The sequence below is a fragment of the Colwellia sp. PAMC 20917 genome, from assembly GCF_001767295.1.
Taxonomy (GTDB): domain Bacteria; phylum Pseudomonadota; class Gammaproteobacteria; order Enterobacterales; family Alteromonadaceae; genus Colwellia_A.
Map to the genome: position 1 here is coordinate 671,009 of NZ_CP014944.1, position 17,513 is coordinate 688,521.

12 protein-coding genes are annotated in these 17,513 nt (G+C 38.0%); 6 read left to right on the plus strand and 6 right to left on the minus strand.

Annotated elements, in window-relative coordinates:
• Positions 1-145: 145 nt before the first annotated feature.
• On the plus strand, positions 146-838 hold the full coding sequence (locus A3Q34_RS02900) for a DUF2982 domain-containing protein (RefSeq protein ID WP_070373979.1): 693 nt from the start codon (positions 146-148) through the stop codon (positions 836-838).
• Here A3Q34_RS02900 and A3Q34_RS02905 read toward each other — a convergent pair.
• The 3 genes from A3Q34_RS02905 to A3Q34_RS02915 are packed head-to-tail and all read right to left on the minus strand — an operon-like array spanning position 835 to position 4,886.
• A complete protein-coding gene (locus A3Q34_RS02905; protein ID WP_070373980.1) occupies positions 835-2,910 on the minus strand; it encodes a transglutaminase family protein in 2,076 nt (691 codons plus the stop codon). The genes A3Q34_RS02900 and A3Q34_RS02905 overlap by 4 nt on opposite strands.
• Complete coding sequence (locus tag A3Q34_RS02910) at positions 2,907-3,944, minus strand: DUF58 domain-containing protein (protein WP_083277879.1); 1,038 nt, start codon at positions 3,942-3,944, stop codon at positions 2,907-2,909. Before A3Q34_RS02910 ends, A3Q34_RS02905 begins: the two co-directional genes overlap by 4 nt.
• Positions 3,945-3,953: 9 nt before the next feature.
• Positions 3,954-4,886, minus strand: coding sequence for an AAA family ATPase (locus A3Q34_RS02915; protein WP_070373981.1), 933 nt, complete (start codon positions 4,884-4,886; stop codon positions 3,954-3,956).
• 360 nt (positions 4,887-5,246) lie between these two features.
• Here A3Q34_RS02915 and A3Q34_RS02920 point away from each other — a divergent pair, with 360 nt between their 5' ends.
• Entirely contained in the window at positions 5,247-6,944 is a 1,698-nt protein-coding gene (locus tag A3Q34_RS02920; RefSeq protein ID WP_070373982.1) for a proline--tRNA ligase, read from the plus strand.
• 179 nt (positions 6,945-7,123) lie between these two features.
• Here A3Q34_RS02920 and A3Q34_RS02925 read toward each other — a convergent pair whose 3' ends face one another.
• Entirely contained in the window at positions 7,124-8,446 is a 1,323-nt protein-coding gene (locus A3Q34_RS02925) for a hypothetical protein (RefSeq protein WP_157470770.1), read from the minus strand.
• A 100-nt stretch (positions 8,447-8,546) separates the two neighbouring features.
• Positions 8,547-9,137, minus strand: coding sequence for a hypothetical protein (locus tag A3Q34_RS02930; protein WP_070373984.1), 591 nt, complete (start codon positions 9,135-9,137; stop codon positions 8,547-8,549).
• Between the two features lie 169 nt (positions 9,138-9,306).
• Between A3Q34_RS02930 and A3Q34_RS02935 the strand changes: the two genes are divergently transcribed.
• Both A3Q34_RS02935 and yfbR read left to right on the plus strand, forming a co-directional pair.
• Positions 9,307-10,521, plus strand: coding sequence for a pyridoxal phosphate-dependent aminotransferase (locus tag A3Q34_RS02935; protein ID WP_070373985.1), 1,215 nt, complete (start codon positions 9,307-9,309; stop codon positions 10,519-10,521).
• 23 nt (positions 10,522-10,544) lie between these two features.
• Entirely contained in the window at positions 10,545-11,138 is a 594-nt protein-coding gene (gene yfbR, locus A3Q34_RS02940; RefSeq protein WP_070373986.1) for a 5'-deoxynucleotidase, read from the plus strand.
• A gap of 88 nt (positions 11,139-11,226) precedes the next feature.
• On the opposite strand, the gene A3Q34_RS02945 is transcribed toward yfbR, so the two are convergent.
• Positions 11,227-12,777 carry an HD domain-containing phosphohydrolase gene (locus A3Q34_RS02945; RefSeq protein WP_070373987.1) on the minus strand — a complete coding sequence of 517 codons (1,551 nt, stop codon included), beginning with the start codon at positions 12,775-12,777 and terminating at the stop codon, positions 11,227-11,229.
• A 484-nt stretch (positions 12,778-13,261) separates the two neighbouring features.
• On the opposite strand from A3Q34_RS02945, the gene A3Q34_RS02950 reads away from it, so the two are divergent.
• Entirely contained in the window at positions 13,262-15,226 is a 1,965-nt protein-coding gene (locus A3Q34_RS02950; RefSeq protein ID WP_070373988.1) for a methyl-accepting chemotaxis protein, read from the plus strand.
• Positions 15,227-16,023: 797 nt separating this feature from the next.
• The gene (locus A3Q34_RS02955; protein WP_070373989.1) at positions 16,024-17,004 is read left to right on the plus strand and encodes a transposase; all 981 of its coding nucleotides are present in this window, start codon (positions 16,024-16,026) and stop codon (positions 17,002-17,004) included.
• Positions 17,005-17,513: the final 509 nt, after the last annotated feature.

Consider the following 17,513-nt stretch of genomic DNA (forward strand, 5'->3'; position numbering starts at 1 on the left):
GTTATTTGTGGTGATAATATGATGCCCTCAAGCAGGCATAAACATATATTAATGAGCATCGGAGACAGTATATTTAAAAATACGCTGTTAACCGCACAAATAATTAGGCATATTGACATTATCAATAAAAAATAATGATGGTTAAATGACAGGTAAAGCTGCACAACACCCAAGCATAATAATTAAACCTATCGCTAAACATAACGGTATCTCTCTTGTTATTTTTGGCGTGCTACTTTTACTTACTACGCTTTTATTTGCCCAACATTATTGGCAATCGTATAGATTCGCCTACATATTTATGATCCTTCTCTGCCTCGTTATTACTTTGTTAGGTGCTGTTAAACTTTTTGAACCTGCCATTAGCCTCTATTTAACGCCTGATAAAATAACCTTTAATCACCGTTATGGTCACTGGCAATTACCATGGCAAGATATACAAAATATTAATATTGTTGCTGAAGTTGTTGGTGTAGAACGCGAAACATTGCCTTATATCGGTATACGATTGGTTCATATCGATAATATTGCAAAAAACATTTCCGTTAGATTAGCGAATAGGTTAATCCATCAACAACAAGGATTAATTATTTATGGGGTATTGCATCAGCTAATGACAATGGAACAAGCTCAAATGAATTTTGAGCCCTTTATTCTATCAAACGGAGAGCCTGTAAAAGGACCCATTGCCGCATTTCTCCATCAAAGTGAACGATTATCTTCTGCTTTTGGTTACCATTTATTCTTACCTGCTGACAGTTTTGACCGCGGCATTAACGAGTTCAGCCAACTACTAAAACAATGTAAAATGGCAAGTTCAACTTATCAAGTAAATTAATGGCTGCCCGTTGACGTTTTTTTAAGCTGCTTTAATTGTTTTTTTAATTGTCTTTGGTAGCGATTCATTTCGATTAAGCACTGCTGTTTTTGCTGAGGGGATAATGCTTGATACATGAGTGCCTCAAAGCATTGGGTATAGCCAATGAAGTTTTTCGATAACATAGGGAATCGTTCAATAACTAACCTTGAAAATTGACTCGCGGGCATAGTGTCAGGCTTTATTAAGCCTTTAGCTTTTAATCGCGTTATTATTTGCTGATACTGAACTAACCATTTTACCAGCGGTTTATCTTTACCCCTCTTTAAATTAACTAACCACAACACAGCCATCATTAACATTAATGATCCACCAATAACTGCCGCTATTTTCCAAGCCCGAAGATCACCAAACCACTGTTTAAGTAAATCATATTGTTTTTTTGATGAATAACCTAAAACCAATCTTGTCCATTGATAATCTAGCGCATCTAGCTGTAAGCGCAGACTATTGATCCAAGCGAGGTGTTTGTATCGATGTAAATTTAGCAAGTCGTTATTGAATAGGGCATCTTGCTGTAACATTTGTGAAAGCCCACTTTCTACTCGTTCTGGGTTAACCGCCGCCGTGGGATCTACCCTTACCCAACCTTGGCCATTAACCCAAATTTCAGCCCATGCATGGGCATCATATTGGTAGATACTAAGATGACCACTTTGTTTATTATACTCGCCACCTAAATAGCCAGTGACCAAGCGAGCAGGAACACCAGACGCTCTCATCATAAAAGTAAAGACACTGGCATAATGAACACAAAAGCCTTTTTTAGTTTGATAGAAAAACTGGTCTAATTCATGCCCTAATTTAGCGCCATTTAATAAAGGCGGCGTTAGCGTGTAATAGAAGTCTTGTTCTCTAATCATATCCAAAATAGCTTGTGCACGTTCAATTTCATCTGGGTAGTTTAACTTAAGTTGTTGGCCTTGCGCTTTCAGTTTAGGGTTACTGTCGGTGGGTAGTTGTAAACTTGTTAGCCATTGATCGTCACTTAACGGCGCATTAAGTAATGATTGAGTATAACTACTGATTTGATAACTGATTGTTTGACTTACAGGCTTACTATTTATAATGGTGTAATTGGGTAATGGCCTGATGGTCACTTGATTATGGGTCAAACTTTTAGGGTCAACCACGGCTAAAGAAAAAAGCCAACGTTGATAACTCGGCTCAACCATGACTTGATAACGGGTTTGTGCTCCGCTTAATGTCGCACGGCTAAGGCTAAGTGAACTTGCCTGCTCCTCAATATTTGCCCAACTATTTTTGCTCTGTTGCCATGTCCGCCCATCAAAAACATCCATCACCATTGCTCGCCAGTACAATTGATTGTATTGCGGGATATCGGTAAAAAATTTCACTCGAAAGGCCAATGCTGAAGATCTGGCTAAATTGGCTATATCTCCCGGTGTAACACTTTCTGCTAAACCGGTTTGGGCAGACTTTGCTGATGGTACTTGCCAAAAAGGTGCAACTCGAGGAAAAACGATAAATAAAACCACAGCAAGCGGAATACTCTTCAACACGGTTATTGCACTTTGAGAAAGATTATTTTTAATGTTCAGTGACGCTGAAAAGTAGGCTAACAGCAGGCTTAAATTTAACACCAGTAAGCAAAAGACGAAAAGCGACAAAAATAAAGATTGGGAGAAAATAAGCACCGATGCCAGTATAAAAACACCCAGTAGGACAATTTGATAAAAATCTTTGCGGCTAGTTAACTCTAAACTTTTTAAAGCATAAGCAAAGCAAAGCAAATGTAACATGCTTAATAAGACCCCTAATTCTCGACCACTTAGTGCTATAGCAATAGAACCAGAGCAAGCCAATAATAAGATAATGAGTCGCTGTGGTTTTATTGCTGGCTTGATAAGTGTTAAGCCACGCCAGCATAAACAAACAGCAATAATGAGCAACATCCAGCGGGTTAATTCATTGACAAGTAAGGCTAAATTTAGGCACTGACAAACAAGCAACACCCAGGCATGTTGTGGTAATAAGCTAAATTTTTCACCTGCCACTGTATTATTTATCATCGGGGCGACTTAGGATAAATGGCTAGCGCCATTAAACATTGTTTAAAATGAAGTTCACCTTGGCTAGGCTGTATTTTTTCTGCTGCTAAATCTAAACCAAATACTTGCTCGCTGCGGTGGTATTCACTGACTAAAAAACACAAGTACGCAAGTTGCTTCTCTAGTCCGTGATTGGGCATATCGTTAAGCTTTAACCAACACCTGGTTCCTTGTTGTTGATGATAATGCTTAGTTAACCGACCTTGACCGCGCGCGAATTGTTTCCAAGCAAGACGAGAAAGTGGCTCTCCCGGAAGATAGGCTTTAAGTTCAAAAAAATCATCGACCCCCGGTTTACTGCTTTGTGAAAATACATTTTCTTGTTCTGCATCGCCAAAATCACTTTGTCGATAACTTAAGGACATGGCTTGAGGATAAACAATACATTGCTGGTCAAAATCGATTCTTGTCCAGGTGGTAAACAAACCTAACGAATATTCACTCGACACTTTCAACCGACCCGGATTATAGACCCCTCGGTTTGGATAGGAGCAGCAAACATAAACAGTTTGTTCGCCAGGTTCACTTTGAGGGAGATGAAGAACAGCTTGGTCATCAAAGCAAAAGTTAATCGCAAGACGTTTATTAGCTGAAGATATATTAATAGCAAAGCGTATATTTTGATTTGCATACCCTAGGGCAGTTTTATCTGCAGATATTGCCAGACCCGATAAGTTAAAAAAACTCTGCATCATAGTGGTAATGAACACACTCGCCATTAAGTAGCTTAATAACATGATGACATTATTTTGATAGTTGGTTGCTAACAGGAATAACAACACCACAAAAAAGAGATAAACAACACCAAAGCGGCTTGGCATAATAAAAATATTATGATTTGATAATTTATGCTTTCTTGCAGGCGGTATCCGACGCTTTAGCCAACGATTAAATTGCTTATTAACAAAGCGACTAAGATAATTTTTTATTGGTATTGCCAGTTTTTTCACTGTTGTCTCTATTGTTGAGTTAACGCTATTTAAAGTTAACATCATTGATATACATTATGAATTCAGTGGGTTTAAAACATTAACTTGTGCAACAACCTGCGCTGAAATGTTCTCTTGTTGCTCTCCAAAGCCAAGCGTGGTCAACTCAAGTCTGTGCTGACAGACCGAGCTAAAGACGGTTTGAATATCTTCGGGGATGACATAGGTCCTCTCATCGATAAAGGCCCATGCCTTCGCGGCAGCCACCAGTGCTTGTCCGGCTCTTGGTGATAAAGGTCTACCAGCAAACCCTTGTTGGCGACTGACATGATTTAAGGCGATAACATAGTCAATAATATTATCTGATACCGTCACTTGTGATACCGCTGTTTGCATGGCGATAAGTTTGTCGGTATCAACACAAGGTAATAGTTTTTTATAGCTCGCGTGGCTACTTTCACTTTGTAAAATTTGTTTTTCTGCCGCTATATCAGGAAACCCTAGAGATATACGCATCATAAATCGATCGAGTTGTGACTCAGGTAAAGGGTATGTGCCCGCATGTATTAAAGGATTTTGTGTGGCGATAACAAAAAAAGGTTGTGGCAGTGGGTAGGTTGTCCCATCAATACTAACCTGATGCTCTTCCATTGCTTCAAGTAAAGCGCTTTGTGTTTTAGGACTTGCTCTGTTGATTTCGTCACTTAACACCACCTGATTAAAAATTGGTCCTCGATGGAGCTCAAAATTTTTAGTGTCAGGATTAAATATTGAGATACCAATAACATCCGCCGGTAACAAGTCACTGGTAAACTGCGTTCGTTGATAACTAAGCCCAAGCGTTTGTGCTAACACCTGCGCTAACGTGGTTTTACCCATGCCCGGTAAATCTTCTATTAAAAGATGACCTTTTGCTAATAAACATGCCAGAGCTAGACGTATTTCGTTAGGCTTACCTAAAACAACCGAGCCGACCTGAGCTAAAATTGCCGTAACTAAAACTTGCATAAAGTGATCACCACGCCATTTAAAAGAGTTGTTGTCATTAAATATACCTGCCGATAAAGTAACAGAACTGCCAAAATAATATCAACAATTACTTAAGATAAACACCCGCAATTAATACCAAAGGGCGATCATTTTACTAGCCTTGATACGAAGATGAGCTCAAGTAATTAAAATGTACACTGGTACTTAATGGTTAGACTTTATTTTATTTAATTAAATAACCCGTGCAGATAGCTAAAACTGACTCTTTAATGCGTTAAACTTTATTCATCTGAGTTTATATTTTCCTTTTGCCCATCGCCCCGCCCTGCTAGAATAACCGACAATTATATACTTGATATTTTACGGAACCTTTAGTCAATGCGTACTACTCAATACCTACTTTCTACCTTGAAAGAAACGCCAGCCAGCGCCGAAGTGATCAGTCACCAATTAATGTTACGTGCCGGACTTGTTCGAAATGTTGCTTCGGGTTTATATACTTGGTTACCGACAGGTCTCAAAGTATTAAGAAAAGTTGAAAATATTGTTCGTGAAGAAATGGAGCGAGCAGGCGCTATTGAAGTATTAATGCCTATGGTTCAACCTGCTGATTTATGGGAAGAGTCTGGACGTTTAAATGATTACGGCCCTGAGCTACTGCGCATAAATGACCGTCATGATCGCGCCTTCGTTTTAGGTCCAACGCACGAAGAAGTTATTACAAAACTAGTCGCTAATGAAATAAATAGTTATAAACAGTTACCGTTGAATATATTTCAAATTCAAACAAAATTTCGCGATGAAATACGCCCTCGATTTGGTGTGATGCGTGGTCGTGAATTTTTAATGAAAGACGCCTACTCTTTCCATTTAGGCGAAGAGTGTTTAAAGAAAACTTACCAAATTATGTTTGACGCCTATTGCCGTATTTTCGACCGTTTAGGTTTGGATTACCGCCCAGTCATTGCTGACACAGGTTCTATTGGTGGTGAAGCTTCACATGAATTTCATGTTTTAGCTGATTCTGGCGAAGACGATATCGCCTTTAGTGATGGTAGCGATTTTGCCGCAAACGTTGAGAAAGCTGAAGCTATTGCGCCGTTAGGCGAAAGAGCAGAGCCAACTCAGGAATTGACTAAGGTAGAATTAAAGCTTGAACGATTAATAAAAACCTCAAACATAGATTTAAAAACTACGGTTAAAACACTGTTAGTGCTTGGCTCTAGTGCTAAAGGTGAGCCAGAAAAATTCATTGCTCTAGTGCTTCGTGGCGATCATCAACTAAATGAAGTTAAAGTTGAAAATTTATCTGCTATCGCTTCACCTTTAACATTTGCAACTGATGAACAAATATCTGCAATTGCTAACTGCCATATCACCTCATTAGGCCCTAAAGGCTTATCTGTTGACGTTATTGTAGACCGCAGTGCTGCTCATCTAAGCGACTTTGTCTGTGGTGCCAACGTAAACGGTCAATCTTATACTGGGGTTAACTGGAAACGTGATTGTGATGAAATCAACATTCAAGATATCCGTAACATCGTCGAAGGCGATCCTAGCCCTTGTGGTCTTGGTAATATTGTCATTAAGCGCGGTATTGAAGTGGGCCATATTTTCCAGTTAGGCGAAAAATACGCACAAGCAATGAATTGTGGCGTATTAACAGAAAATGGCAAAAATCAAACGTTAACTATGGGCTGTTATGGCATAGGCGTTTCACGTATTGTTGCTGCGGCTATTGAACAAAATCACGATGAAAATGGCATAAAATGGCCAGCAGCTATTGCACCATTTCAAGTAGCGATTGTTCCAATGAATATGGCAAAGTCTGCTCGTGTTAAAGAAACCGCAGAAGCTTTATACACACAATTACAGCAAGCTGGCATTGAAGTTATCTTCGATGACCGTAAAGAACGTCCGGGTGTGATGTTTGCCGACCATGAATTAATTGGTACGCCAATATTATTAATTGTTGGTGAACGTAATCTTGATGAACAGAACGTTGAAGTGAAAAACCGTATTAGTGGTGAAAAATCGTTAATGGCAATCAGTGATGTCATGTCTTTATTTAGCTAAACATCACATTGATTAACGGTGAGGTGCAAGGATTCAGTAATAATAACTTAAGAGTTGATGGTATTTGAGAAAGACCATCTTCGGCGCTAACACCCAGGCAGTTGTGAATATTTCCCCTCATATAGAACATAAAAACGCGACCTTAAGGTCGCGTTTTTTATTGCTGGCTAGCGCTGTCGTTAATCTTGGTAAACAGGAATTTTACGTAAACGCTCATCAATGCTTTGCAGCATGCTACGATAAACTAACGAATCAATATCACGATAATATTGTTCGAATTTCTGTTGGGATATACCTTCGGGTAAACCCGTCAATTCAGGTAAAATCAAGCTTTCATTAATGATATCAGCCAAGTGTTCTTGCACTTTTAAGGCGCTTTCATCCGAGGTTGTCGCCAGCATTGCCAGGCGAGTTCCAGCCCGATCGGCCATCAAGTCGGCAAAACTAAAACCACTACCACCACTGTTTGAGTCTAAAAATTCTTTTAGCTCGCCAATAGCATTACTTGCGGTACTGGTGCCAAATAGCTGCAAAGCAACGGAGTAAATAAAATGCTTTTGAATATCCACTCTTTCGCGTAACGTAACCCTTGCTCGGCGTATTGTTCGCTGTTGTATTTGCTCCGCTGACAGCTTAGAAATATCCCCTACTAAGAGCTCAAACTTATCGGTACCAAAATAAAGCACTAAGGCCATTAAAGCCGCTCGATTCTCTTTTGCCGGTGAATCAGTTATTGCGGCTAAATTACGTTGTTTTACTAAACCAAAAGTAAAACCAACATATTGAGCAAACGAAAGCTTAAGCGTTTTTGACTGCTCAATCGTGTCAACAAGGCTTTGATAATAAAACCGTATCACCTCAACATCACCATATAACGCAAGTTGGTCACGTAAAGCAAAAAGACTATTTTTATTGCTTAATGGCTCATTTTTTAAATCATCTGAAAGCACAATATCTACAGAAATTTTCTCTGCACTAATTTCAACACTTTTGATCATGCTTAATAGCGTGCTGCCAAATTCTTCTTTTACATATAGGTTAGTAAACCATTCAGCCAATTTAAGCAATCCATTACCCGGGAGCGCAACATTACCAATATAAACAGTGCCCAAATCAAGACCTTCCTTTGAAGAAACAAGCATCATCTCCACATTAAGGTATTTTATAAACTTGGGTAAAGGCAAGGCTATAGAAAAGTTAATTAAAGCACTGTCTTTAAATAAAACCACATCAGAGCTTAGTTGTGGAATGGCACGGTGACCAAAAGCACTGAGTCCATGAAGTTCAGCCTGAGTAGCTTGCAATTTAATCGGTTGCTGATCACTCTTTAAGGACTGAATTAAACGCTGAGCAATACGTTTATTTTCTGTCGCCGAATTAGCATCAATTTGATGTGTTCTTTGCAACTGCGGCGTTGACTGTAAAGCCATAAAAATGACAATGATAGCAAAGCAAAACAGTGAAACGAACAAGAGTAAAATTCTTTTTAACCAAAGTTTCAAAAGTAAACCTTCATTGTACACAATATTATTGAGCTATATTCTGATTGCCTTACCGATAAAAGTATAGTGATAAATACCACTAATTTATCTAGTTAACTGATCAGCAATCACAAATATCCCAATAAATTTTCCGATCGTATAATCTCGCTAAGCGAATATTAAGCGCCTTAAACGTTGTTAAATTCTTATCATGGGGTTTAAAACATTGCCAAATAAATTGGTGACAGTTATTTTCTATCATATGATAATCTCGGTATTGAAAAATTTGTTGCTGAGCACGTTGCGCGGCAAGTTCACTGGCAAAAGGTTTTGCTGTTGAATCACAAGCAATAAAAATATGTTTTCCTGAGCGCTCCTTAGTAAAGCGTTGCACCGAAATAGCTTTAATTAAACCATTACCATCGAGTTCAACAATGGTATTATCACCAACCCAAATACCGGTGTGATCAAGTATACCGCCAACCCCACAACAAACAATTGCGCCAATTTCTGGTTTCACTTTTTCCGTGGTAGTAAACAAATCAGTTGGATACTGGACAACCGGAGATTCATGTTCATTAAACCGACCGAGACATTGTACATCACGATAATAAAAGCGTTTTCTTTGCTGTTTCTTACGGTCGTCGGCTAACTCTTTTACCGCGAATGCTGATATTGCAGCAGCCCCTAACCATAATAAAGGTAATGGCATTATTGACCTCCGTGCTTAAATTTTACTCAATTAATAACAAGATGACGCTTTTATTTCATTAATGCTATAAGAAACTTGCAAGTAACTGTTTCAAAGCGGTTGATTATTAGTAACAATGAGGGATACATAATCAACCACAATATGAAAAATATTCTATGAGACACCGCTAATGAAAAACATCAAAAAATCATCAAAATTGAATAATGTTTGTTATGAAATTAGAGGACAAATCGCCGCCGAAGCCCGAAAATTAGAAGATGAAGGCCATAAAATATTAAAGCTTAATATCGGTAACCCTGCCCCGTTTGGTTTTGCTGCCCCCGATGATATTTTAAAAGATGTTATTCGCAACCTACCGACAGCACAAGGGTATTGCGAATCTAAAGGTATTTATTCAGCACGTGTTGCCGTGATGCAGTATTTTCAGCAACAAGGTATATTAGATGTTAGCGTTGAAGATATTTTTATCGGTAATGGTGTCAGTGAATTAATTGTGATGGCGATGCAAGCGTTATTAAATAATGACGATGAAGTCTTGATACCCGCACCCGATTACCCCTTGTGGACAGCATCTGTAGCGCTATCGGGTGGCAAAGCTATTCATTATCGCTGTGACGAAGAAAACCAATGGTTTCCTGACCTAGTAGATATGGCGAACAAGATCACCGATAAAACCAAAGCTATTGTGCTCATTAACCCCAATAACCCAACGGGCGCTGTTTACAGTGAAGCGCTGTTAAAGGGCATTATTGAACTAGCACGTAAGCACGACTTAATTATTTTCAGTGACGAAATTTATGACAAAATTTTGTATGACGAAGCTACCCATATACCTACCGCGAGTTTGGCACAAGATGTCTTAATTATTACCATGGGCGGTTTATCAAAAAATTACCGTATCGCTGGCTTTCGCGCTGGGTGGATGGTAATTAGTGGTCCTAAATTTCATGCGGAAGATTACTTAGAAGGCTTGAATATTCTTGCTTCAATGCGCTTATGTGCCAACGTGCCTTGTCAACATGCTATTCAAACAGCATTAGGTGGCTATCAAAGTATTAATGAATTGATAAAGGATGATGGCCGTTTAATCAAGCAGCGAAATCTAGCGCATAAAATGATCAACGAAATTGATGGTTTATCTTGTAACCCTGCGATGGGGGCCTTGTATTTGTTTGTTAAAGTTGACCAAGAAAAATTTAACATTCTTGATGATGAGAAAATGATTTTAGATTTACTCAGACAAGAAAAAATTCTTTTGGTTCATGGCGGTGCGTTTAACATTCAGGAGAAAAATTATTTTCGTTTAGTTTTTCTACCCCATGTTGACGAATTAGTGCCGGCAATGGCCAAACTTAAGAATTTTTTCAGTACCTATAGCCAATAACTACTTATATTAAGGAAATAACCATGCAGAGTACTTTTTTAGCTTGGATGTTCAGAATGCCGTTAATCAAACGTTGGGCGCTAATGTTTTGTGTGAAGCCAGAAAACGTTGCCGAGCACTCCCATCAAGTTGCGATTGTCGCTCACTTGCTAGCGGTCATTAAAAATAAGAAATTTGGCGGTAACATCAATGCTGACCGTGTCGCCACTATCGCTTTATATCATGAGGCAAGTGAAACTCGCTATGGCGATATTGTTAGCCCAACTAAATATGCTAATAAAGAAATTGCAAGAGAATTCAAGAAGATAGAGTACCTAGCAGAAAAAGAATGTTTAGCGTCTTTACCTGAAGAATTTCAGGAACTTTTTTCGGATATTATTGTTCAAGATAACGTTGAAGTCCATTATAAAGCAATAGTAAAAGCGGCGGACATTTTAGTCGCTTATATCAAAGCACTCGATGAACTTAATCACCACAACCCTGAGTTTTTACACGTTAAAGAGCGATTAGAAATAAAACTAGACGGGTTAAAAAAAGAAATGCCTGAAGTTGAATATTTTATGGATATATTCCTTGAAGCTTGTTCAGCCACAGTCGATAAGATAAGCCAAAATTAAGTTTATGTTAACCTGAAAGTAGAACATTGATAAAAATGTCCTACTCTTTCCCTAATTGACAAGAATAACCTCGGCTGCTTATACAGTTTTACAATGGAGATTCACCTGGATTCAACACTCTAATTTGGCAAAACTCATCATAGTTTTCTATAAACACATCAATCATTTTTGCTTCAAACTTTTTGCCGCTTTGTTCAATTAAGAAAGCTTTTATCTCAGTATCAGACCATTTCTCTTTATAACAACTTTCAGAGCCCAAGGTATCGAAAACATCGGCAATAGCCATAATACGTGCTTCAAGCGGTATTTCTTCACCACTTAAGCCATCGGGGTAACCACTACCATCCCAATTTTCATGATGGTAATGTGCTAACCTTGCACCTAGCTTTGAAACACTCGTTTTAGATTTTGACAACAATTGAAACCCTGCGTCGGCATGAGTTTTCATAATTTCCCATTCGTTGTTATCAAGCTTGCCCGGTTTATGGAGTAAATTAACGGGAATAACCACCTTACCAATATCATGTAATGGTGCAGCTAAGCGAATAGCATTAATAAAGGCCTCACTTAGTTGTAATTTTTTCGCTAACAGTTCACAAATAAGTGCAACTCGATGAACGTGAGCCCCAGTATCTTTACTACGCGTTTCAATGGCTTCTCCAACGATATAAAGCAGTTCTTTCTGAGTTTTTTCTAGCTCATGTTGTTTGGATAAACTATCAAGAATAAGGGCAACATTAGTGGCATATAACTCGGCTAAACTGGCTTTAAAATGCTCTGCGTCATCTTCAAATTCAATATAAAGTACCGAGACTGAATTGCCTGATGTTTCATAATATCCAACAAATATTTCATTAGTGAAATAATGCTTTTTATTTTCGAACGCTTTCTGGATTAAATGTTTAACATCACTAGAAATATCTGACGCTTCAAGACTATCTGACTCACTCACATACTTACCGGTACAGGCAATAATCAGATTTGAACTAGTTTCATCATATTCTAATTGGCTTCGGGCAATATAAAGCGCAGAACTGTCAACATCCATTAAGGTCAGTAAGTGCTCTAAAGCAGCAGAGCCAAAAGGCTTGAATTGATTGATTTTCAAAAGGTCATGAGTGGCTTTTATTAACTGTTTAAAAGCATCTAAACTACGCTGTATCGTCATTATGTCACGGTAAGCACGAATACTTGCGTAGACAGTTGTAGTCATTTTACCGGCAGTAAAATCAGTTTTTTCTTTGTAGTCATTAATATCAAATTCTTTAATCACTTTAGCTTCAGGAGCTGAACCCGCCTGACCCGTTCTTAGGATAAGACGTATTGCTTGGTTTTTTAAGGTATTACGGATCCATTCAACAAGCTCTAAACCTGCATGATCAGTTTCCATAACAACATCAACAAAGGCCATGCAAAAGGTATCATCTTTTAATAATATCTCACGTGCTTCAATAGAAGAATAAGCCGAAACAATTTCCAAGCTTCTATGTTCAATAGTAGCATCAGCTAAAACCAGTCGAGTGACTTGATGCACAGATTCATCATCATCAATGACAAGTATCCGCCAGACCTTGTGCTTCTTTGGTTTTGACGCTAAAGGCTCGCCTGCAGATTCTTCTTTAAAGAGAAAGTTTGACATTATTAATTCGTATTATTGTTATAGTTATCCCTAAGTGTAATAAATATATAGAATATTTCCTGCTATTTATGTAAAAAATTGGTAAATATAATAAATAATGCCTTAAAATAATGGGCAATATAAACTAAAAAACCTATAAACAAAGCAAAGTGGCTTCTCTTCACTGATAAACTTTCACTAAAAAAACACAACGAATAGTCATAGATGGCGAGAGATTTTTCCGTGAAGTTTGTTGAGGCGTGTTTTTGTTTTGTGTCTGCGAGTAGAGCCTTTCTTTCTAAGGCTCTACTGGAGCTGAATTTGCTGTAATTTGGTTGAAGCTTTTTTGAAAACTTTTGGATTTTTAAGATACTGAAGTGGTCAAGTAAGATCTGTCGTAGTTCTGTAGTTTAACCAGTACTTTCGCTCTGACTCATTTGGGCTTGGTCTCAGTACCATTCTCAGTTATATTATGGCTACATTTACGATTATTTAATGACTTTTTATGAATATTCGCTCTAAACTAACGTTGAGCTTTGCTGCTACGGTTATTTTACCAATTATTGCCATTGCAATTGTCAGTATATCAATGACGATTTCTAAATCTTCAACAAGCTTTGTGGAACGCACTCAGGATGAATTAAGGCAAGTAGACAACGGCTTTCAACTGTTCTTCCAACAAATCAAAGCTAACGTGAAATTTTTAGCTCAAAATAAATTGACAACCCAACTTCCTGATAATACTCATACTTATATTGACTCTGATCATATGATGGAGCCAAAAAATGATTCTGTCGAAGAATTAAATTTATATAAGCTATATGAAGATTTTGGTTCATCACACCCTGATTTACTATACGTATACACAGGCACCAAAGAAGGTGGCTTTGTTCAATATCCATTAGAAGTCCTTGGAGGTTATGATCCAAGACAACGTCCTTGGTACAAACAGGCGCTAGCCTCTCCAAACGCTCCAATTATTACTGAAGCATATCAAGATGTCATAGGAAAACCTGTAGTAACTTCTGCATTAGTGGTCAAAAATAAGCAAGGCGAAATCATAGGTGTACAAGGTCTAGATGTTACCCTTTCAACATTAACGGATATATTAAGTAATACAAAACTAGGTGAAAGCGGCTATCTCATTCTTATTGATGAGTCAGGAACCGTATTAGCTGATGCCAAAACACCAGAGAATAACTTCAAAAATATTAAAGATCTTTCATCATCATCATTATTATTTTCCATATTACAAAAAAGTCCAAATCAAGATCATTTTTCTACCGAGCATTTAGGTGAAGATGTTGACGTTGCCAGTTATTATTCAAAAGAACTAAAGTGGCGTTTTGTTGGCGTCATCCATAGCGATGAAATTTTAGCGCCTGCATATAATATGAGTCAGACCATTACCGTGATTGCCTTTATCATGGTTACATTATTTATTGCCATAGGATTTTGGTTAGCCAATCGTATTGTTCAACCCATTAACCGTGTGGCTGAAGGTTTGCGTGATATTGCACAAGGTGATGGAAATTTAACTAAGCGACTAGAGATTATTGGTCAAGATGAAGTCAGTGAATTGGCTCAATGGTTTAATCAATTCTTAAACTCGATTCATCAGCTTGTTGTTGATATTAAAACCTGTGCATCAACATTAAATGTGGTGGCTAATCAATCGGGTATACAAATCGCTGATGTAAAAGCAGTCAGCCATAAACAAGAACAATCAATAGATAATGTGAATAACCTTATCGCAACGATGACAGATATAGCACATCAAACATCAAACGACTGCCAAGAAAGTTCAACAACTATTATGAAAACTGAAGAGTACTCCAAAAAGGGTATTTCGTTAATTTCTGTCACGGTAAGTGAAGTGAGTTCGTTAAATCAATCGTTAAGTGAATCATCTCAATCGATGAAGTCACTTGAACTGGAAAGTGAGAATATTACTAAAATATTAGATGTTATCAGAAGCATTGCTGAACAAACTAATCTGTTAGCACTTAATGCGGCTATTGAAGCGGCAAGAGCTGGTGAGCAAGGGCGAGGATTTGCTGTGGTCGCAGATGAAGTGAGAACATTAGCGCAACGCTCGCGAGGTGCTACCGAAGAAATTGATGCTGTATTAATGAACTTGCTGGATAAAACACGTGTTGTTTCTCAACAAATGGGCGTGAATGTCGAACAATCGAAACAGGCTATCGATAAAATTGAACAAGCGAATCAATCATTTAACGAAATCAGTACTTTGGTTGGACAAATGAAAGAAAATATCTCGCGTATTACTCAAGCCGCAGATCAACAGTGCAGTTCATCGGACTTGATCAATGACGATATTAGTGGCATCAATCAATCTGCAAAAGGTATTGTTAATACTGCTGATACATTGGCCGATGGATCGAATGACTTACTTGTTTTATCCAAAGATTTAACAAATTTAGTCGGTCGCTTTAAAGTCAATAATTAACATCAATATTAGTATTAAATAACGAAGCACTATATTTTAACTATTTATTACCAGCCTGTAACAGATTTTGTTACAGGCTCTAGCCCACTTTTTTGCCCTACTTAAACGCCTTATTCTTGCTTAGTAAAGATTATAACTAATGCGCCCCATAGACCAAAAATACTGGTGAGGGCATTTAATAAACTTTCCTTAGTAACCTAACACCTTATTAGTGCGTATTTCGATTTAAACTGTCGACATATCGAGCTGATTGATTCACACACAAAACTTTATATAATAGATTTAGTAAGTGGCCAGCAAGCTTCTCTGTATTGAGTGTCTTTTATGAATAAAAGTAACAAGCTATGTGTTATTCGATCCCAAAAATGGCACGTTATGCACATACTCCAGACAGTATAAACCGATAAAAAATAAATGGTTGACAATTTAATTGAGATAAACATGTCTAAATTCCTGTGTTACATAAACGTACCAAATTTATCATTCAGTTATTAATTTAGTAACAAAATAGATTCATTAGAAAATATAGGAAAAATTTTTCTATGTTCATTTACGTAAATCACACTAAAAAGACCTTGGCAGTAGTACATAAAAATGGTCGGTAAATTAATTATCTAAGGCTCACTAATGCCACAAAGAAGACATTAGCACTTACTGGCTAGAATTGAATTCAGATTAGTTTTTGTATCGATCATTTCCTATTAAGCCACCCATAATAAATCGTTTTTTTTTCAACAATAAACTATACCAACAATAAACTATACTTAGTTTACCCTCTTATAAGTGTGGTGATTGTTATGCCCAAGCCTCGTTCACAACAAATCAGTTTATCTGATACGCCGTATTATCATATTTGCAGTCAAACCGTTCGAAAAGCCTTTTTATGTGGTATTGATAAAGAAACCGGTGTCAGTTATGAGCATAGGCGTCATTGGATTGAACAGCGCATTTTTACATTATCTCAGGTCTTTGCTATTGATATTTGTGCTCACGCTGTTATGAATAATCACTTACATTTAGTCCTTCATGTTGATAGTGAACAAGTTAACAACTGGACGACGTTCGAGGTACTGTCCCGTTGGCATAAGTTGTTTAAAGGCACCCTGTTAACCCGTCAATATCAGCGACAGCAATCATTAACGACATTCGAAATAGAAATAGTTGAAGAAACAGCACAGGTCTATAAACAGCGCTTAATCGATATCAGTTGGTTTATGCGGGCATTAAACGAGCCTATTGCTCGACAGGCCAATAAAGAAGATAAATGCACTGGGCACTTTTGGGAAGGACGCTTTAAATCACAAGCCCTGCTCGATGAAGGGGCATTACTTGCTTGTATGGCTTATGTAGATTTAAATCCAGTGCGTGCGGGTATTGCCCCAACACCTGAGCAATCGAGTTTTACCAGTATTCAACTGCGTATCAGAGCCGCCATTATCGGAGAGCAACCGACAACGTTATTACCTTTTACGGGCAATGAACAGCAAGCTAAAACCCCAGGCATCCGCTTTAGCTTGAAGGACTATTTAACCCTTGTAGATGAAACAGGTCGCGTAATAAGAGCAGACAAGCGAGGCGCTATCGATAACAAAACCGCAAATATACTGTCAAGACTTCACATCAGCGACGAAAGTTGGCTCAAACTCACCACAAACTTTGAAGGTATATTCACGGGCGCGGTGGGCACCGCAGAGCATTTGTGTGAATTTACTGAGCACGTGGGGTTAAAGCGAGCACACGGTAAAGCAAATGCTCAAGCTTGTTTGAATAGCGCGTAAACTTAACTACATGCTAAGACCGCACTAAAACCACAAGAAAAAATACGGCTAACTTGGGGTAGCAAGCACAGCTTGCCTGAAATTCACTCATTTAATCAACATCTATAAAATTCGATAGGCAAAGGCTTACAAGATGAAATACATGCATTGTGTTGACCAATGGATAGCGTGTTTCAGAGCATTATAACTGCGTAGCATTAGCATGGGTGGCATAGTAATTTTTTTAATCAACATCTATAAAAATCGATATGCAAAAGCTTACAAGATGAAGTACATGCATTGTTGTTGACCAATGGATAGCCGTATTTCAGAGCATTATCATGGGTGGCATAGTAATTTTTGTTGTTGACCTATGGATAGCCGTTTTTCAGAGCATTATTATTGTGTAGCATTATCATGGGTGGCATAGTAACTTTTCTGGCATTGCTCCAACACCTGAGCAATCGAATTTTACCAGTATTCAACTGCGTATCAAAGCAGCCATTATAGGAGAGCAACCGACAACCTTA